This is a genomic window from Pedobacter sp. PF22-3 (genome assembly GCF_026239555.1).
GTDB lineage: Bacteria > Bacteroidota > Bacteroidia > Sphingobacteriales > Sphingobacteriaceae > Pedobacter.
Genome location: NZ_JAPIVP010000001.1, coordinates 226,314 through 244,108, shown reverse-complemented (window position 1 = coordinate 244,108; position 17,795 = coordinate 226,314). Strand labels below are relative to the sequence as shown.

20 protein-coding genes and 1 riboswitch are annotated in these 17,795 nt (G+C 37.5%); of the genes, 15 read left to right on the top strand and 5 right to left on the bottom strand.

The window, feature by feature from the left end:
• Positions 1-25: 25 nt before the first annotated feature.
• Positions 26-222, top strand: a riboswitch (cobalamin riboswitch).
• 97 nt (positions 223-319) lie between these two features.
• The 7 genes from OQX63_RS01085 (at position 320) to OQX63_RS01055 (ending at position 6,350) form a co-directional block, all read left to right on the top strand.
• Entirely contained in the window at positions 320-2,188 is a 1,869-nt protein-coding gene (locus OQX63_RS01085; protein WP_265849046.1) for a TonB-dependent receptor plug domain-containing protein, read from the top strand.
• 40 nt (positions 2,189-2,228) lie between these two features.
• Positions 2,229-2,819 carry a DUF6580 family putative transport protein gene (locus OQX63_RS01080; protein ID WP_265849045.1) on the top strand — a complete coding sequence of 197 codons (591 nt, stop codon included), beginning with the start codon at positions 2,229-2,231 and terminating at the stop codon, positions 2,817-2,819.
• Positions 2,820-2,941: 122 nt separating this feature from the next.
• Positions 2,942-3,883 (top strand): ABC transporter substrate-binding protein, encoded by a 942-nt coding sequence (locus tag OQX63_RS01075; RefSeq protein ID WP_265849044.1) that lies wholly within the window; start codon positions 2,942-2,944, stop codon positions 3,881-3,883.
• A 6-nt stretch (positions 3,884-3,889) separates the two neighbouring features.
• Entirely contained in the window at positions 3,890-4,573 is a 684-nt protein-coding gene (locus OQX63_RS01070) for an SIR2 family NAD-dependent protein deacylase (protein ID WP_265849043.1), read from the top strand.
• Positions 4,566-5,288, top strand: a complete 723-nt coding sequence (locus OQX63_RS01065; RefSeq protein ID WP_265849042.1) for a diphthine--ammonia ligase — start codon at positions 4,566-4,568, stop codon at positions 5,286-5,288. The genes OQX63_RS01070 and OQX63_RS01065 overlap by 8 nt, the downstream gene beginning before the upstream one ends.
• A gap of 131 nt (positions 5,289-5,419) precedes the next feature.
• Entirely contained in the window at positions 5,420-5,917 is a 498-nt protein-coding gene (locus OQX63_RS01060) for a YMGG-like glycine zipper-containing protein (protein ID WP_265849041.1), read from the top strand.
• Positions 5,918-6,011: 94 nt separating this feature from the next.
• Positions 6,012-6,350 (top strand): Dabb family protein, encoded by a 339-nt coding sequence (locus OQX63_RS01055; protein WP_265849040.1) that lies wholly within the window; start codon positions 6,012-6,014, stop codon positions 6,348-6,350.
• Positions 6,351-6,884: 534 nt separating this feature from the next.
• Here the strand turns inward: OQX63_RS01055 and OQX63_RS01050 are convergent.
• Positions 6,885-7,136 carry a hypothetical protein gene (locus tag OQX63_RS01050; RefSeq protein ID WP_265849039.1) on the bottom strand — a complete coding sequence of 84 codons (252 nt, stop codon included), beginning with the start codon at positions 7,134-7,136 and terminating at the stop codon, positions 6,885-6,887.
• 16 nt (positions 7,137-7,152) lie between these two features.
• Entirely contained in the window at positions 7,153-7,842 is a 690-nt protein-coding gene (locus OQX63_RS01045) for a DUF3291 domain-containing protein (protein WP_265849038.1), read from the bottom strand.
• Positions 7,843-7,971: 129 nt separating this feature from the next.
• On the opposite strand from OQX63_RS01045, the gene OQX63_RS01040 reads away from it, so the two are divergent.
• From OQX63_RS01040 to OQX63_RS01005, 8 genes are all read left to right on the top strand, one after another.
• Entirely contained in the window at positions 7,972-8,451 is a 480-nt protein-coding gene (locus OQX63_RS01040) for a GAF domain-containing protein (RefSeq protein ID WP_265849037.1), read from the top strand.
• A gap of 13 nt (positions 8,452-8,464) precedes the next feature.
• Entirely contained in the window at positions 8,465-9,070 is a 606-nt protein-coding gene (locus OQX63_RS01035) for a DNA-3-methyladenine glycosylase (protein WP_265849036.1), read from the top strand.
• Between the two features lie 54 nt (positions 9,071-9,124).
• Positions 9,125-9,613 carry a pyridoxamine 5'-phosphate oxidase family protein gene (locus tag OQX63_RS01030; protein WP_265849035.1) on the top strand — a complete coding sequence of 163 codons (489 nt, stop codon included), beginning with the start codon at positions 9,125-9,127 and terminating at the stop codon, positions 9,611-9,613.
• 65 nt (positions 9,614-9,678) lie between these two features.
• Positions 9,679-10,968: a kynureninase gene (gene kynU / locus OQX63_RS01025; RefSeq protein ID WP_265849034.1), complete on the top strand. Its 1,290-nt coding sequence runs from the start codon at positions 9,679-9,681 to the stop codon at positions 10,966-10,968.
• 13 nt (positions 10,969-10,981) lie between these two features.
• A complete protein-coding gene (locus OQX63_RS01020; RefSeq protein WP_265849033.1) occupies positions 10,982-11,842 on the top strand; it encodes a bestrophin family protein in 861 nt (286 codons plus the stop codon).
• Positions 11,842-12,744: a histone deacetylase gene (locus OQX63_RS01015; protein ID WP_265849032.1), complete on the top strand. Its 903-nt coding sequence runs from the start codon at positions 11,842-11,844 to the stop codon at positions 12,742-12,744. The genes OQX63_RS01020 and OQX63_RS01015 overlap by 1 nt, the downstream gene beginning before the upstream one ends.
• A gap of 41 nt (positions 12,745-12,785) precedes the next feature.
• A complete protein-coding gene (locus OQX63_RS01010) occupies positions 12,786-13,469 on the top strand; it encodes a pseudouridine synthase (protein WP_265849031.1) in 684 nt (227 codons plus the stop codon).
• Positions 13,470-13,507: 38 nt separating this feature from the next.
• On the top strand, positions 13,508-14,242 hold the full coding sequence (locus tag OQX63_RS01005; protein ID WP_265849030.1) for a hypothetical protein: 735 nt from the start codon (positions 13,508-13,510) through the stop codon (positions 14,240-14,242).
• Positions 14,243-14,383: 141 nt separating this feature from the next.
• On the opposite strand, the gene OQX63_RS01000 is transcribed toward OQX63_RS01005, so the two are convergent.
• The 3 genes from OQX63_RS01000 to OQX63_RS00990 all read right to left on the bottom strand — a co-directional run bounded on the left by OQX63_RS01000 (position 14,384) and on the right by OQX63_RS00990 (position 17,795).
• Complete coding sequence (locus OQX63_RS01000; RefSeq protein WP_265849029.1) at positions 14,384-15,742, bottom strand: MATE family efflux transporter; 1,359 nt, start codon at positions 15,740-15,742, stop codon at positions 14,384-14,386.
• Between the two features lie 211 nt (positions 15,743-15,953).
• Complete coding sequence (locus OQX63_RS00995; RefSeq protein WP_265849028.1) at positions 15,954-17,150, bottom strand: serine hydrolase domain-containing protein; 1,197 nt, start codon at positions 17,148-17,150, stop codon at positions 15,954-15,956.
• 15 nt (positions 17,151-17,165) lie between these two features.
• Positions 17,166-17,795, bottom strand: coding sequence for a helix-turn-helix domain-containing protein (locus OQX63_RS00990; protein ID WP_265849027.1), 630 nt, complete (start codon positions 17,793-17,795; stop codon positions 17,166-17,168).

Sequence of the window (17,795 nt, the reverse complement as noted above, 5' to 3'; positions counted from 1 at the left end):
TTTATTTTTGTTGTACTCTTTTTACTACCTTTGCGGCGCTTTTGGTTTCCAGTTTTACACCCGGAATTAAAAAGGAATACAGTGTAAATCTGTAACTGTCCCGCAGCTGTAAGCTCTATAATGTTTTTTCAATCTATAAGTCACTGCTTAATTAACTACTGGGCGGGAAGACAGAAAAAACAGGAGTAAGTCAGAAGACCTGCCTTTAGCGTTTAATTTCATAGCTTTCGGGGATTGAAGCTAGGATTGAGATATTAACGTTGTTCGTATTTTCATTTCCTTTTCTTATCTGTTGGCTGTGGGCAAAACTCACAATCAAATGAACAAAAAAAGTATGCTAACTGTAGCAGGGCTGGGGCTCGCACAGTTAATGATTAGCCAGGTGGCTAATGCGCAAACTCAAGACAGTTTGCAGCTCAAAGATGTTGTCATTTCTGCAACCAAAAATGACCAGAAACAATCGCAGACCGGAAAAGTGGTTACCATTATCAGTCGCGAAGTATTGGAGCGCAGTAACGGTAAATCATTGCCCGAACTTATTAGCGAACAGGCCGGAATTATTGTGGCAGGTGCTAGCAGCAATCCCGGATTAAACAAATCGGTGTTTTTTAGAGGTGCAGGGAGTGCTTATTCAATAGTTTTGATTGATGGTATCGTACAGAACGATCCTTCAGGAAACGGAGGTGCATTCGATTTAAGATTGATTTCAATTGATCAGATCGATCACATCGAAATTTTAAGAGGCGGACAGTCTACCATTTATGGTTCTGATGCGGTTGCAGGGGTAATCAATATCATCACTAAAAAAGGTGGTCCAAAAGGGAATACCATTTATGGTGTGGCCAGTGCAGGTAGCTACGAAACATACAAAGGAACCATTGGTTTAAACGGTGGAGTTGAAGGATTTTCTTATAATATTAACTATACTCATCATAAAACGGATGGAATTTCTGAGGCAGCTAATCCGGTGGGAAATACATCCGTATTTGATAAAGATGGCTTCAAAACCGATGCTTTAAATGCAAATTTCGGAATTAAGCTGGATAATCATTTCTCTGTAAATCCATTTGTACGTTACTATTACGGTAATTACCAGTTCGATGGTGGTGCATTTACTGATGCAAATAATTATTCAATCTTGAAAAACTTTGCTGCAGGTACCAATGCTAAATATGAGTTTGCTACTGGTAAAGTAACTTTAAACTACAGCTTTGAAAGTACCCGGAATGATGCGCACAGCCAGTATCCTAGCGTTAACGAAGGCAGGGTATCAGTATTGGATTTGTTCTACAACCAGAAATTAGGCAATAAACTGGATTTGTTGGTCGGTATCGACAACCGTGTGATGAAATTATCATCAGCAACGAATAAACCTGAAACCAATATTTTTGCTGCTTATACTTCATTATTCTTACACGATTTAAGTGTATTTAACCTGGAAGTTGGCGGACGTTACAATAAACATGAGCAATATGGCGAAAACTATACATATTCAATTACTCCAAGTATTAACATCATTAAGGAAATAAAACTGTTCGGAACGGTTTCAACAGCATTCAAGGTGCCAACTTTAAACATGCTTTTTGGACAATTTGGTGCTAACTTAGATTTAAAACCTGAAAAATCTCAGAATTATGAAGCAGGTGTTAATTTTAGCTTTGCTGATGATAAATTTAGCTTGCGTTTAGCAGGTTACAAACGTGATTTAACCGATGCAATTATTTATGCTTACCCTAACGGATACATTAATCAGGTAAGTCAGAAAACCAAAGGTTTTGAAGTTGAGCCAGCTGTTAAATTCATTGTGTTTAATATTAACGGTTATTATGCTTATGTGGAAGGTAATGAATTTAACTTTGTTGATAATGCAATTGCCAATTATCTTTTCCGCAGACCAAAACATACATTTGGGATTACTGCAGGTGCACAGGCTACCAGCAATTTATATGTGAGTGCAAATTACCGTTATTTTGGCAAACGCACCGATGGTAATTTTACAACTTATACAGTCGATAATTTACCTGCTTATCAATTGTTAAATGCTTATGCCGAATATGCTCTTGCTAAAAAAAGCGTAAAACTGTTCTTTGATGCTAAAAATATCCTGAATAAAAAATACAATGAGATAATTGGTTACAATAGCTTAGGTTTCAACTTTAATACAGGCGTAATTTTTAATATACACTAATAAAATTTAACTTTGCAGCATATATATTAACCAAAATAAAATGTCTCATTTAAAATTTAATCCACGCACCTTAATATTGCTCTTAATGATATTGGCCATAACGGCTTTCCGTTTGCTGGTAACATTTAATTCGGATGAATTGAAATTCGCTAATTTCTCTTCAATCGGAGCTGTTGCTTTATTTGGTGGTGCCTATTTTAAAGATCATCTTAAAGCTTTCGCTTTTCCGATATTGAGTTTGTTTTTAAGCGATTTCATTTTGTCTATTACTATTTTCAGTAAATACAGCAGCGGCTTTCTTTACGAGGGCTGGTATTGGACTTACATTGCATTCGCTTTAATGGTATTAGTAGGTCGGGTATTGCTTAAAAAAGTTAATGTGGTGAATTTATTGGCCTCAACACTTGTAATTGTTTTAATCCACTGGATTGTGAGCGATATTGGTGTTTGGTTTAAAAACCCAGCCTTTACGCAAGATTTAGCTGGTTTTTGGGCTTGTTTAGTCAAAGCCATTCCATTCGAGATCAGGTTCTTGGAAGGAACGGTAATTTATGGCGCATTACTTTTCGGAGCTTTCGAAATCTTGAAAGCAAAATACCCGGTATTAAAGCTGCAAACGCAAAAGTTATAATTAAGTGATTGGTGGCTAACCAACAAAAAATAAACAGAAATCCTCTTTTGATTCAATTCAAAAGAGGATTTTTTTTAACTTAGAAAATCAATTCCATTTTACCTATTACATTTTACATCCAAATGAAAGTTGTTTCCTTTTTACCTGCCGCCACCAAAATGATATACGATATGGGCCTTCAGGATTACCTGCATGGGGTAACCTTCGAATGTCCGAAGGAGGCCGCTGATCAACCGAAAGTTGTGCGCTGTATCCTGGAAGGTAAAAACTATTCCAGTGTAGAAATCGACCGGATTTTTTCGGCTTCCAAAGCGCAGGGTAAAAGCCTGTATTGGGTAGATGATGCGCTTTTAGAAAGCATTGCACCTGATGTGGTTTTCACACAGGACATTTGCGAAGTTTGCAACATTGATACCGTTTGTACCGAAACCGCTGTAATGAAGCTAAGTAAGCAGCCAACTTTGGTTCCGCTTTCGCCCAATAATCTGCAGGATGTTTTTGAATGCGCCATTACCATTGCCAAAGCTTTGGGAAAAGAAGAAGTAGCTTTTAGTTACCTGGCAGGCTTACAGCAGAAAACCGATCAGATTTTAGATAAACTACGTCAAAATAAATCACCATTAAAAAGGGTGATGCTGATGGAATGGATCGAGCCGATTTACAACTGTGGACATTGGATTCCTTTTCAGATTGCTGCTGCCGGCGGTGTAGATATGCTTTCTAATCCTGCGGGCGATTCCATCGTTACGCCATGGGAAAAGATAATAAAGTATAATCCAGAAGTATTGGTTATTGCGCCTTGTGGCTTCGACCAAAAAAGAAGCCTGGAAGAAATGGAACTCCTTACATCAAAACCAGGTTGGAATAACTTGGAGTCGGTAAAAAACAACCAGGTTTACATTGCTGATTTTGACATGTTCACACAGCCAAGTATTGGCACTTTGGTAGAAGGTATTGAAGCTTTAGCTTGCATGTTCCATCCCAATATTTTTAAGGCTGATGAGAATATTGCGAAGAAGTTTATCAATCATGCTCAGTCCGTTCAATCATTCCAATCGGTATAATATTTTATGAAGTTAGTCGTATTAACAGGGGCAGGGATCAGTGCCGAAAGTGGATTAAAGACTTTCAGGGATTCGGATGGTTTGTGGGAAGGTTACAATATATATGATGTAGCTACACCTGAAGCCTGGGAAAGAAATCCGGAATTGGTACAAGCGTTTTATAATGAAAGAAGAAAGCAGGTTTTGGCTGCAATGCCTAACCGGGCACACCATTTGCTGGCTGAGCTAGAAAATAATTTTGATATTGAAATCATTACCCAGAATATCGATGATCTGCATGAAAGAGCAGGCTCTACCAAAGTTACCCACCTCCATGGCGTAATTACCCGGTCACAATCCGACCTTAAACCTCATTTAACTTATCCCATTACAGGTTCAGAAATAAAAATGGGTGAATTGTGCGAGTTCGGTTCACAACTGCGGCCACATGTAGTTTGGTTTGGCGAAGCGGTGCCGATGATCGAAGTTGCGGCCAAAATTTGTGGAAATGCCGATTTATTTGTGTTGATTGGTACTTCTCTAGCTGTTTATCCGGCAGCCGGACTTATCGATTTCGTACCTCGTGAGGTCAAGAAATACATCATCGATCCAAAAACTCCAGATGTTAAGCGCTACCATAATGTAATTACGATTGAACAAAATGCGGTGAATGGAATGGAACAACTGAAAAGGATCTTAATGAATGGGTAAAAAAAACAGCATTTTTAACTGGAGTGGTGGCAAAGATAGTACCCTCGCATTACATCATGCTCTTCAGGATCCAACGATCGAAATCCGCTATCTGGTTACTACAGTCACCGAACAATATAACCGTGTGTCGATGCATGGGGTAAGGGAAACTTTGCTGATTAAGCAGGCTGAAAGTATTGGTATCCCATTATATCAGATCCGTTTAGGTGAAATGCCCGATATGGAAACATATGACAATACTATGCGTACCCATCTGAATAAATTTAAAGCAGAAGGAATTACACATTCTATTTTTGGTGATATTTTTCTGGAAGACCTGCGTAAATACCGTGAAAGTAAGCTTGCTGAAATTGGTTTGAAAGCCATATTTCCACTATGGCATAAAAACACCAGAGATTTGATCAGCGAGTTTATTAAGCTGAACTATAAAACCATCATTGTATGTACACAGGAAAATCTGAAAGACATTTGTGGAAAAATAATCAGCGAAGACTTGATTGATCAGCTTCCATCAGAAATTGATCCCTGTGGAGAAAATGGAGAGTTTCATACCTTTGCATTTGAGGGACCTATTTTCAGGAATAAAATACCATTCACCATCGGAGAGCAGGTATTCCGAACGTACAATGCACCCGCCAAAACCACACCAGATGATGATCTACCTTGTTCATCCACAGTGCTTTCTGGTTTCTGGTATATCGACTTAGAGGAATAATTTTTCATTTTCAAAACATTTTGGCATCATTTTTTCTTTAGTAGTGATAATTAACTAAATCATATATCACAAATGAAACCCGTTTAGTGAGGTTAGGTAGCTAAACTGGAGACATATTAAAATTAAAAATTATGAAAAGGATATTGGTAGTAATCGCATTAAGTTCTGTTATGTTTGCTTGTAATAACAAAGCAAAAGAAGATGCTGCATTGAAACAGCAGGAAGCAGAAAAACAATTAGCCATTAAAGCCGTAAAAGATAGTTTACGTTTAGACAGCTTTAAAAAAGCTGAAGTAGCTAGAGTAGAAAAAGAGAAAGAAGCTAAACACCAGGCAGAATTGGCTGCTGCAAGAAGATCAAGTACAAGTACTAGAAGATCATATGCCAGCTCTGGTGGAAGTTCTAGCAGTGCATACGGTGGTACACAACCAACAGCTAAGAAAAAAGGTTGGAGTGATGCAGCTAAGGGCGCTGTAATTGGTGGTGCCGCTGGTGCAGTTGGTGGTGCTTTAATTGATAAGAAAAAAGGAAGAGGCGCTATTATTGGTGGATTGGTTGGTGCTGGTGGAGGTTATTTAATCGGTAGAGGCGAAGACAGAAAATCTGGTCGGGTACAGCCTAAAAACTAATTTTTTTTTAAAATATATGAAAGTCCTGGTTTACATCAGGACTTTTTTTATGTCTAATAAAAAATGATTAATATATTTAAAGAAAAAAGAACCCATGACAGAAATCCCTACCCCTGATAAAGGACAGATTCAACACTTTGTAATGTTTTGGTTAAAGCCACAATTAACCAAAAATGAAATAGCCGATTTTACTAATTTTTTCGAAAGCTTAAAGCCTATTAAATATATAAAAACTTTAAGTTTTGGATTAGCTGCAAACACGCCAGTACGTCCGGTTACGGATAACTCTTTTACTTATTCGCTAACGATTACTTTCGCAAACATTGAAGATCACAATGCATACCAGGAAGATAAAATACATTTAGATGCTGTAGAAAAATTCTCCAAAAACTGGTATAGGGTAGTGGTACACGATACAGTGGTTTCTGCTTAACCCCCATTTTGTTATTTAGAATACCACTAAAAGAAATACTTTTTCTGTCATTCTGAATGCAATGAAGAATCTTTTAGTAATTGAAAATTTTCCGGCAATGCTTTTTCGAATTTGCTATAAGAAAATGCAGAGATTCTTCGTTACGCTAATAATGACAGAATCCTAAAAAAAGTGTTGTCATTTCGACTGAAGCGCAGCGAATGGAGAAATCTTTAAACTGTGATAAAAGATTTCTCTACTGCGGTCGAAATAACGACCTTTTCATTAGAATTTATTGAAGATGTTTTTTTATAAAGTAATTCTTATTTCATCCCAAAATCACTAAACCTCCCATATATTTGGCATAAAAGCAGGACAAAATTATGTTTTTTTGCTAAATATAAAATTCATTATATCAGAAACTTAACTATGTTTAATTAAATAATAAGAAACAATAGAAGATGTTTTTTAATTATAATTAAATCAAAAATTCAGAATATAATGCTGAATTAAGATATAAGTATCTATATGTCAGTGTTTTGCATGTATTAGGTGTTAATATTGATGTCTATGGTAAGCTGCATTAAAATCTGATCGCATCACCTTAAAACGCGTAATAACGGTCTGGATAAATTCTTCATCAATAATTTCAAATACATCATTTACACCACCGCCACTTAAGTCCAGTTCTGCAAGCTTGTAACTTTGCTCAAAAGTACCTTGTTCAAATTTTACAATGTATTTTTGGTTCATCGAAAAAATGGTAATCTTACATTCCGGATGCGGAAGTTCTGCTACTACTCTCATTTTATTATATTTTTATTTACAATTCTGCAGATACACCGTTAAGCGTTCCCCAGCTATCAACGATTGAGAAACGGGCAAAGAGTTCTTCCTTATACCATTCCCGCGCTCTGGTGAGCTTAATCACATCAGCATGGTCAAAGGTTTTATAGGCATAGTTTTTTACGCTCTCCGCATCTTCCCATATAGAGAAGGTGGCTTGGTCAAAAAATGGATTTTCTCCCATACCTGCAGATAGGATAAATCCCGGCGCAATACGCATGGCATTGGCCGCCCGTTTAATATTCTGTCTAAACTCTTTTAATCTGTTAAATTTAATCGCGGCCCTCGTTATTACAGCGATTTTCCCAGAGGATGTTTGATTTATATTATCAACTTTAAATGGCTGTTCTTTTGACCATAAACCATGACTGGCTAAAGGATTTAGTAAGATAGTAAAACTTTCTATTCCAAAAAAAATAAACCATTTCATCACTAAAGAGTTCCGATAAAAATCATTATAATCTTTACGTTCATCCCAGGTAGTGAGAATTGCCCAATGTTTATAATCTGGAGGTAAATCAACACTGGCATCTTTGCCGCTACCCATTAATTTCCAAAACTTACACTTTTTATTTAACCATAAAGGCAGCCTTAAAACTGCCATTCCCATAAAAGCAAAGGGGATGGTAAGACCACGAAATCTAGTAATGGTTAAGGCTACAATCATAAGCACACAATTAAGAGATCAAAACTAAGGATTTTAAAGATAGGTTATCATTCAAATTTTTGTCATTATAAACCGGTCTGGCTTGCATCTCACAATTCATTATTAACTTTGATCATATAAACAAAAGAAATGGCAGAAGATTTAGTTATTACCAGAGATGCCTCTAAAGAAGCGCAGTACCAATCCATCATTCCTCAAATTGAAGCTTTATTGTATGGCGAAACAGATTTTGTGGCTAACATGGCAAACATAGCTGCAGCACTTAAAGAGCAGTTTGGTTGGTTTTGGGTTGGCTTTTATTTAGTAAAGCAGGATGAGCTGGTGCTTGGTCCTTTTCAGGGGCCAGTGGCTTGTACAAGAATAAAAAAAGGAAAAGGTGTTTGCGGAACTTCATGGGCACAGGCCAAAACCATCATTGTACCAGATGTGGAGGAATTTCCTGGTCACATTGCCTGTGCATCAGCTTCAAAATCCGAAATCGTTCTGCCTCTCATTGTTAATGATGAGGTAGTTGGCGTGCTTGATGTTGATAGTGAAATGTTGAATAAATTTGATGAAACAGATCAAGTTTATTTAGAGCAGGTTATTGCAGTTTTGTTAAATAGATAATTTAGGTCAAATATTGAAATTAAAAGCTGAATATTACCAGAATGAGGATGTTGTGAGTCTTGCAAAAGATTTGCTCGGTAAGGTTTTGTACACTAAAATTGGTAATGAAATTACTGCAGGGATCATTGTAGAAACAGAAGCCTATTTTGGGGTAAAAGATAAGGCCTCTCATGCTTATGGCGGTCGCCGTACCAACCGCACCGAAACCATGTATGGTACAGGTGGCATTGTTTATGTGTATCTCTGTTACGGAATGCATCATTTATTTAATGTGGTTACTTCGGTTAAGGACGATCCTCATGCTGTTTTAATCAGAGGGATAGAACCGCTTATTGGAATAGATATTATTGAAGAGCGGAGGAATATGCCTCGTACAAAAGGTGCTATTTCGGCTGGACCTGGTTCAGCGGCAAAAGCATTAGGAATAGATAAAACCTTCAATGCAAAAAATCTTTCCGATGATGAGATCTGGATCGAGGATAATGGTATCCGTTATGCTGAAGAAGATATTGCAGCTACACCACGCGTTGGCATTGCTTATGCCAAAGAACATGCATTATTGCCTTGGCGATTCTTTGTTAAGGGCAACAAATATGTGAGTAAACCAAATAAGGTTTAATTTATAGAAACCTTTTAAGGAGCTTTCTGTTTTTCTCTATAAATAATCAAAAACATGAAAAACGAGAAAAATATAGCCATCTTAAAAGAGATGGCAGAAAGTGTAAGGACTTGTATGTTCACTACATTTTCTTCAGGTGATGAATTTGGAAGCAGGCCAATGGGAACTGCAAAAATTGAAGATGATGGCAGTTTGTGGTTTTATACGAATGAGTATTCCTTAAAATCGAAAGAGATTTCAAAAGAAAACAATGTGCTGCTAGCTTATAGCGATCCGTCGAAAAACACGTATTTAACGGTTAAGGGTAAGGCAGAGCTTGTAGATGATAAAGTACGTAAAGAGGCTTATTTTTCTCCATTTATAAAAGCCTGGTTTCCTGATGGAGTTGAGGATCCAAGATTAATTCTGATAAAAGTAACACCTGAGGAAGCTGAATACTGGGATTCATCTTCATCAAAAATTGTAGTGTTGTTCAGTATATTGAAAGCGGTAGTTACTGGTGATACGCCAGATCTGGGTAAGCATGATACGATGAAATTCTAATAAATTTTAAATAATTGAAAAGCAGGATTGGAAACAATACCTGCTTTTTTTGTAATATTGGCCTGATGAATTTCGAAAACACCCTATCATTTGCTCAGCTACAGGATGAGGCTGATCAGCTCCGTCATTTCAGGTCTCAATTCTTATTTCCAAAACACAACGGGAAAGATTTTATTTATTTGTGTGGCAACTCGTTAGGCCTTCAACCTAAAGTGGCCGCAGAAGTTTTGCAAGGTCAGCTTAACAACTGGGCGAACTATGCTGTGGAGGGTTGGTTTGATGGAGACGAACCTTGGATGTTTTATCATAAGGCGCTTAAAAAGTTAATGGCGCCGATTGTTGGCGCGCTGCCATCGGAGGTTTGTCCGATGAATACTTTGACCGTAAACCTTCATTTATTAATGGTTAGCTTTTATCAGCCGAAAGGTAAGCGCTTCAAAATCATTATGGAGGGAGGGGCATTTCCATCCGATCAATATGCGATAGAAAGTCAGGTAAGGTTTCATGGTTTCGATCCGAAAGAAGCTATTATAGAGGTTTTTCCTAAGGAAGGTGAAGAAATACTGCATACAGCAGATATCTTAGCTAAAATCAACGAAAATGCAGATGAAATTGCATTGGTTTTATTTGGAGGGATAAATTATTATACCGGTCAATGGTATGATATGGAAACCATTACTAAAGCTGGCCACGAAATAGGCGCAATAGTGGGCTGGGATCTCGCACATGCCGCTGGTAATGTTCCTGTAAAGCTACATGATTGGGATGTTGATTTCGCCTGCTGGTGCTCATATAAATACCAAAATGCTGGTCCGGGAGGAATAAGCGGAATTTTTGTTCACGAAAAACATTTCAGTAATACCCACTTGAACCGTTTTGCAGGTTGGTGGGGTTACCAGGAAAGTAAACGCTTTAAAATGGAGAAAGGCTTTATTCCAGAAGCCGGGGCAGACGGATGGCAGGTAAGTTGCACACAGGTAATGCCTATGGCCTTATATCATGCGTCGCTACAGATTTTCGAAAAAGCAGGTTTCATAGCGCCATTGAGAGAGAAAAGTATTACTTTAACAGCCTATCTCGAATTCATTATAAATGAAGTGAATAAGGAGCTAGGATTTGAGCAATATAAAATTATCACGCCAAATAATCCTAAAGATAGAGGTGCACAGTTATCCATCATTGCTCAACGTAACGGCAAGCAGATTTTTGATGGCTTAATGGCTAATCATGTACTCGGCGATTGGCGCGAACCTGATGTGATCCGTTTAAGTGCCGTACCACTTTATAACACTTATGAAGATGTTTACTTAGCAGGACAGGCATTATTAAAAGTGAGTAAAGATATTTTAACGTAGAAAAGAATAAAAAATGATTAACTACAACCCTAAAGACTGGAGTACCTTCATTTTTCATATCGATAAAAGCGACACCTTTAGAAAGCTTTGGCCTTTAATGCTTGGGGTAGCCGTATTTTCTGGGCTGGTTGCTTATGCTGAGTTAAACTACTTTCAGCTTTCTAAAACGAGTAATGTAACCAATATTGGCATGATGCATAGCTTATTGGGCTTTGTTTTGTCGCTTTTGCTGGTTTTCAGAACTAATACGGCTTATGATAGGTGGTGGGAAGGCCGGAAACTGCTTGGATCACTAACCAATGTAAGCCGTAACCTGGCTTTAAAGATTAAAGCGCTTAAACTAACTGATGAGGATGTTCGCTTTTTTGAATACGGTATTCCTAAATATGCTTTTGCGCTAAAAGAACATCTAAGAGAAAAAATGTATTTCGGGAAGAACAGTTTGTTGATAGAAGTTGAAGAGGGCAAACATGTTCCTAACCAGATAGCAGGTAGTTTAACCAACAGGTTCTACGGGCTGTTGGAAAAAGGTTCGATTTCGCAGGAACAGTTTATTGTTCTTTCCGTCGACTTTAATCAGTTTACCGATATCTGTGGCGCCTGCGAAAGGATTAAAAATACGCCGATCCCATTTTCTTACAGCGCATTTATTAAAAAATTTATTTTTGTTTATGTGATCACTTTACCCTTTGGATGGGTATTCAGTTTAGGTTATTTTGTAGTCCCTATTGTGCCCTTTATCCTCTATGTATTAGCGAGTTTGGAGCTGATAGCTGAAGAAATAGAAAACCCATTTGGTTACGATGCGAATGATCTTCCTGTAGATCAGATCTGTATCAATATCGAAAAACATGTAGGAGAGATTTTAGGCTAATGATCAAAATTGCCTGGCATCCGCTTTACGCACACCCTTTACCTGAAGGACACCGTTTTCCGATGCTGAAGTATGAATTGATCCCTGAGCAGCTTTTGCATGAGGGAACAATAACGCCGCAGAATTTATTTAGTCCAGAGCCTGTTTCGGAAGATATTATTCTCCTTACTCACGAAAAAACATATTGGGAACAACTCAGGGATTTAACACTTCCTGCTAAAGAGCAGAGACGGATTGGTTTTCCACTAAATGCGCAACTTGTAGAACGTGAACTGAGAATTACACAGGGCACCATTGATGCAGCTCATTTTGCCATAGCACATGGTATTGCCTTTAATGTTGCAGGAGGTACGCATCACGCAGGTAGCAATTGGGGTGAAGGTTTTTGTTTGTTGAACGATCAGGCAATTACTGCTAATTATTTGTTAAATAAGAATTTATCTGATAGTATCTTAATTATCGATTTAGATGTTCACCAGGGAAATGGCACCGCCGAAATTTTTCAACATGAGACAGGGGTATTCACTTTCTCCATGCATGGCGATAAAAATTTTCCTTTTAAAAAAGAAGTCTCAAGCCTGGATGTTCCCTTAAATGATGGTATACAGGATGATGAATATCTGTCTGCACTAAATGTCAATCTGAAAAAGGCTTTTGAAAGCGCCAGACCTGATTTTGTATTTTATTTATCGGGAGTAGATGTGCTTTCTACAGATAAATTGGGTAAACTGGCATTGAGCAAAGCTGCGTGCAAGGAGCGTGATCGGATGGTGCTGCAGGCCTGTAAAGATAAAAACTTACCTTTACAGGTGAGTATGGGTGGAGGTTATTCTATTGATATCAGGGATATTGTAGATGCGCACTGCAATACCTATCGCCTGGCTTTTGATTTATTTGCATGAGTCCTTTTGTAAAGTTATAATATCCTTATCTTCGCCGCCATATGTTGGAGATCATTTATCAGGACGAAAATCTAATCGCCATTAACAAACCTCATGGTCTATTGGTACACCAATCATCCATTGCAAGAGATGCGACGGAGTTCGCCCTTCAGTTGTTAAGAGATCAGGTAGGGAAGCACGTTAGTCCGGTACATAGGTTAGATAGGAAAACAAGCGGGATATTATTATTTGCTTTTGATAAGGTTTCTGAAGTTGCTATGCATCAGCAATTTATGAATGCAGAAACTGATAAAAAATATTGGGCTATTTTACGGGGTTTTACACCAGATGAAATGGATATTGATTATCCTTTGGCTAAAGAAAACGGAACCATGCAAGATGCTTTTACCTCATTTATCACGCTTCAAAGAGCTGAGGTAGCGGTGGCTTTTGGCAAACACCCAACTTCCCGGTATTCACTGGTAGAAGCCACACCTAAAACTGGCAGAATGCATCAATTAAGGAGACACTTCAGCCATATTTTACATCCAATTATTGGGGATAGGACACACGGCTGTAATAAACAAAACAAATTTTTTAAAGAACAATGGGACATGACGACCATGTTGCTCCATGCTTCTGAGTTAACATTTGTGCATCCCATTACAAAAGAAAGAATCCACTTAAAAGCCGGTTTGCATGATGAGTTTAAAAGGGTGATGGATTTCATGAAAATGGAACTTTAGCACAATTTTTACAGCCAAAATCTGTTTATATAACATCTATGATTAAATACTTACGTTTTACACTCCCAGTTTTAGCGCTTTTTGCAGCCAGTTGTTCTTCAGTTTATATGCCAAACGTTCCAAATACACCCATGTTAAGTAAACAAGGCGAATTTAGTGGCGGTGCACACATCTCTTTAAAAGGCAATGCCAGCATTAATGGCGCTTATGCCGTTTCTGACCATATAGGTCTACTGTTTAGCGGTTCGAGGATGAATAGCGAAAGAAGAAGTAAAGATTTCGGACATAAACTAGTTGAAATTGGAGGTGGTTATTTTGATACATTTGGTCCGGATAATAACCGGATAATCGAGGTTTATGCAGGTGTAGGTAAAGGTTGGAGCGACATCACTTACCGTGATTATAAAAACGATATCCTCATCAGTTCTGAACTGCAGGATGTAGATTATAGGAAAACATTTTTACAGGTAAACTACAGTTCAAAAAAGAAAAATAATTTACGTTTGTTTGGAACCGATTTTCCCATTAATTATGGCACTGCTTTAAGAATCAGCCATGTTAAAATGGATCGTTTCTTTTTAAATGGTGTAGTGCAGCCTAAAGAAGATAATATCTTCTTTGAGCCGGTATTCTTTACCCGCATGGCGCTCAGCAAAACCTTTCAGCTCCAATATACCACCAGCAGTAATATTGGTTTAAAAAGCCGTAAATATATGTCTGCCGGTAATTCTATCTTTACCATTGGGGTTGTGGTAAATGTTGGTGGGAAATAATTTTTTGTTATTCCGAAGAAACGTCGTCATTGCAAGGAGGAACGATGAGGCAATCTTACCTGCAGATAATTCCATACGATAAAGATTGCTTCGTCGGCTGAAAAAGCTTTCTCTCAATGAAGATTATATCAGCGTATGCTACTATCTAGCCGCTAACCTTTTTGTCTTACTCTGAAATCTCAAAAACAACAGGATAGAGGCTGTGAGCAAACCCAGTGTTAACCCATACCAGATTCCGTTAACGCCTAAGTTAAAATGAAAGCCCAATACATAACCGATAGGGATTCCAACTACCCAATAGGCTAAAAAGGTAATTAAGGTTGGCATGTTAACATCGCCCATGCCACGTAAAACACCTAGTCCGACCACTTGGGTGCCATCAAACAGTTGAAAAAAGCCTGCAATAATTAATAGTTGTGCGGCAATAGGAATTACTGTTGCATCTTCGGTATAAATGAAAGGCATTAGGTTGTTGGCCAGTACAAAAATCACCGCAGTGCACGACATAAAAAGCAATATTACATGATAGCTGGCAATGGCTGATTTCCGTAAGTCGTTAAAATTATTTTTACCAAAGTTATTTCCTGTTTTTATGGTCGCTGCCGATGCCACACCACTGGCAATCATGTAGGTCATTGCCGCTAAACTAATCGCGATTTGGTGTGCGGCCTGTTCTATCGCTCCGATGGTACCGATTAATACCGCAGCACCGCTAAAAGCACTGATTTCGAAAGAATACTGCATGGCTACCGGCATTCCGATTTTGGCAATCTTAATTGCCCTCATTTTATCAAAAAATGTTACTTTAAAACTGGTCAGGTATTTTCTAAAATGCTTCGAGCGCAAAACGTAAAAGCACATCACGGTAGCCATCAAAATCCTGTCTATCAAAGTACTTAAACCTACACCGCTAACACCCATAGATTTGATGCCGAACATACCTTTCACGAAGATGATTCCTAAAATAATATTAAGGGCATTTCCCCAGATCGAAACAAACATGGCTTGTTTGGTAAAGCCTAAACCTTCTGCAAATTGCTTAAACGTCTGAAAAATCAATAATGGGATAATCGAAACAGATAAAAGATTGAGGTAAGGTTTTGCGTAGCGTACTACTTCTGGTGTTTGTTCCAGGCGATCGATAACAAAAAATATCCCCAATTGCACAAGTACATATAATAATATGCCGATACAGATATTGATCATTAAACTGTTTGATAAAAGCTTTCCACACTCATCATAGTGCTGACGGCCATTTTCCTGTGCAATTAGTGGGGTTAGCCCATAAGAAATGCCTAGGCCGATTACGAGGATAAGCATAAATATACTGTTTACCAAAGAAACAGCGGCTAATTGGATGGTGTCGGTAAAATGCCCAACAATAATACTATCAGCCATGTGTACCAGCGTATGCCCCACCTGCGAGCCTACAATTGGCAGCGCCAAATGGAGATTTTCTTTGTAATAAGGTTTATATCTGGTGTAAATTTTAGAAAACATAGTTTGCAAAGGTCGCGTTTTTAAAGCTCAAAAAGTAGGGATGTAGAAAAGTTAATGTTTTGGTTTCAAAAAGGCGATAGCTCTGTTGCACTGAATTATCGAAGCCAGCGGGTTTTATAAACAAGTTTATCTTTAGGTTATAGTCTTTCCACAACTATAAAAGATAGAAAAATGCAGATTGAAGATTTATGAAGGTTAAAAAATCCGAAATCTACTTTGGAGAAGCTGTCAGCAAAGGAGCATACTTTTGAAGTATTGAAAGAATTTTACTTCTGTTTTCAATGTAGATATTACTCATAAAGATAATACCTGTTGTTTTATTGAAAAGTATGTTTGCGCTTGCACCTGGGTCATCTCCATCATGCCCAATATATCCATTATTGTAAATATTCCAGAAAACGCCCTTATTTCGTGTTTGCAAACTCATATTCTCGGGTACGCTTTGGGGGGTAAACACTGGGGTAAACATTTCAATAGCCGATGCGTTCTTAATCAGGCCAGCATTATGATTGAGCAGTTTCATCATGTCCCTCACGTATAAAGAAAGCTCGGCAGCAGAAGTTCTTAATCCTCCATCGGGATAAGTAGTGAGGTGATAAAAAGGGAACGCAATATCTTTTGTTAAATAAGGAACCGCCTGTTTAGAAGTATTTTGCTTTGTTTTAAACCAATTTGTATTATTCATATGAAGTGGTTTAAAAATATATTTTTGAGTAAAATCTGCGAATGATATACCAGATTTCACTTCAATAAGGTATGCTGTAAGTGCTGAACCAATATTACTGTATGAGGCCCTTTTACCAGGTTTCGAATTACTAAAATTCTCTTTTTTGTATAAAGCACCCTGAGGGGTTAAATAAGCTTTTAAAAATGTTGTTAAGGTGGTATTATTTAGATCAGAAGTATAATTATTCTCCTTCATCATTTTAATTAATAACTCATTTTGAACTTTTGGTCTCTCAAAACGATAAGATCGGTTGTATATTTCCTGGTTATCTATAATGCCCGAAGTATGAGTGGTTAAATATTTAATGCTAATAATTTCATCAGGTAAGTAAGGATTTACGACTTTAAAAGGAAGAATTGTATTAATATCTGTATCCAGATCAAAATAACCAAGCTCTATAGCTTTCATGAGCGATACAGCAATAAATGTTTTACTAACCGAACCAATATTTTGAATTGTTTGTGGCGTATATACCTTTTTTTTAGCAATATCAGCATAGCCAAAACCACTTTCAAAAACGATTTTGTCTTTATTTAAAATAGCTACGGAAAAGCCAGGTATATTATTTTCTTCAAGATAATCTTTAAGCTTAAGTCTCAAAGAATCCTGATAATTTTGTGACTTAACTGTTAAGGTACAGCAAACAATAACAAAAAAGAATATTGATTTTAGATATGTCATTTTCAATGATTTTTGCTACCTCACCGCCGTAAAATACTCATCCTTTTCGGTAGTATGCGATTTAATTACATTGGTTAAAATTAAATTAACCAGTACTTTTTGGGCTTTGCGGTAAGAACTGCGTAACAGTTTGCTAAATTCTTTTAAGGTAATCTTTTCGTTTTGCTCCAGGTATTCGAGCAATTTTTTTTCGTTATCAGAATAGGAGATGAGTACACCATTGTTCTTATATTCCTGTTTAAGTACTTCCAGAATAATCCGGCTGGCTAAAACGCTTTTATCATCAATGCGAATATAGGCCCACCATTTTTTTTGCTGATCAAGTGCGTAGTGCGGTTTTGTATCACTTTCAGGAATTTCAACTACTAAAACCAGTTTATCATCCACGTAAATTTCTTCGAAATGAGGTTCAATAGCCGGTTTACAGAATTGGTGGGCAGCAGTCAAGATCATATATTTCTCTTCTTCTTCTGATTTTACCCCCTTAATCGATCCATCATCTGCAACGCCAATTAATAATTTGCCACCTTTGTTATTGGCAAAAGCGACCAAACTTTTGGCTATCTTCTCGGTGCTGGTAATGGTTTTCTTAAAATCGAGCATCATGCCCTCACCCTGCAAAATTAAACTCTTAATACTCGGCAT

Coding starts and splice junctions, on each gene's coding strand:
- OQX63_RS01010 (WP_265849031.1), top strand. CDS start 12,786: ATGTTGGAGATCATTTATCAGGACGAAAATCTAATCGCCATTAACAAA.
- OQX63_RS01020 (WP_265849033.1), top strand. CDS start 10,982: ATGATTAACTACAACCCTAAAGACTGGAGTACCTTCATTTTTCATATC.
- OQX63_RS01050 (WP_265849039.1), bottom strand. CDS start 7,136: ATGAGAGTAGTAGCAGAACTTCCGCATCCGGAATGTAAGATTACCATT.
- OQX63_RS00990 (WP_265849027.1), bottom strand. CDS start 17,795: ATGCCGAGTATTAAGAGTTTAATTTTGCAGGGTGAGGGCATGATGCTC.
- OQX63_RS01075 (WP_265849044.1), top strand. CDS start 2,942: ATGAAAGTTGTTTCCTTTTTACCTGCCGCCACCAAAATGATATACGAT.
- OQX63_RS01040 (WP_265849037.1), top strand. CDS start 7,972: ATGGCAGAAGATTTAGTTATTACCAGAGATGCCTCTAAAGAAGCGCAG.
- OQX63_RS01065 (WP_265849042.1), top strand. CDS start 4,566: ATGGGTAAAAAAAACAGCATTTTTAACTGGAGTGGTGGCAAAGATAGT.
- kynU (WP_265849034.1), top strand. CDS start 9,679: ATGAATTTCGAAAACACCCTATCATTTGCTCAGCTACAGGATGAGGCT.
- OQX63_RS01030 (WP_265849035.1), top strand. CDS start 9,125: ATGAAAAACGAGAAAAATATAGCCATCTTAAAAGAGATGGCAGAAAGT.
- OQX63_RS01060 (WP_265849041.1), top strand. CDS start 5,420: ATGAAAAGGATATTGGTAGTAATCGCATTAAGTTCTGTTATGTTTGCT.
- OQX63_RS01015 (WP_265849032.1), top strand. CDS start 11,842: ATGATCAAAATTGCCTGGCATCCGCTTTACGCACACCCTTTACCTGAA.
- OQX63_RS00995 (WP_265849028.1), bottom strand. CDS start 17,150: ATGACATATCTAAAATCAATATTCTTTTTTGTTATTGTTTGCTGTACC.
- OQX63_RS01045 (WP_265849038.1), bottom strand. CDS start 7,842: ATGATTGTAGCCTTAACCATTACTAGATTTCGTGGTCTTACCATCCCC.
- OQX63_RS01055 (WP_265849040.1), top strand. CDS start 6,012: ATGACAGAAATCCCTACCCCTGATAAAGGACAGATTCAACACTTTGTA.
- OQX63_RS01005 (WP_265849030.1), top strand. CDS start 13,508: ATGATTAAATACTTACGTTTTACACTCCCAGTTTTAGCGCTTTTTGCA.
- OQX63_RS01085 (WP_265849046.1), top strand. CDS start 320: ATGAACAAAAAAAGTATGCTAACTGTAGCAGGGCTGGGGCTCGCACAG.
- OQX63_RS01000 (WP_265849029.1), bottom strand. CDS start 15,742: ATGTTTTCTAAAATTTACACCAGATATAAACCTTATTACAAAGAAAAT.
- OQX63_RS01070 (WP_265849043.1), top strand. CDS start 3,890: ATGAAGTTAGTCGTATTAACAGGGGCAGGGATCAGTGCCGAAAGTGGA.
- OQX63_RS01080 (WP_265849045.1), top strand. CDS start 2,229: ATGTCTCATTTAAAATTTAATCCACGCACCTTAATATTGCTCTTAATG.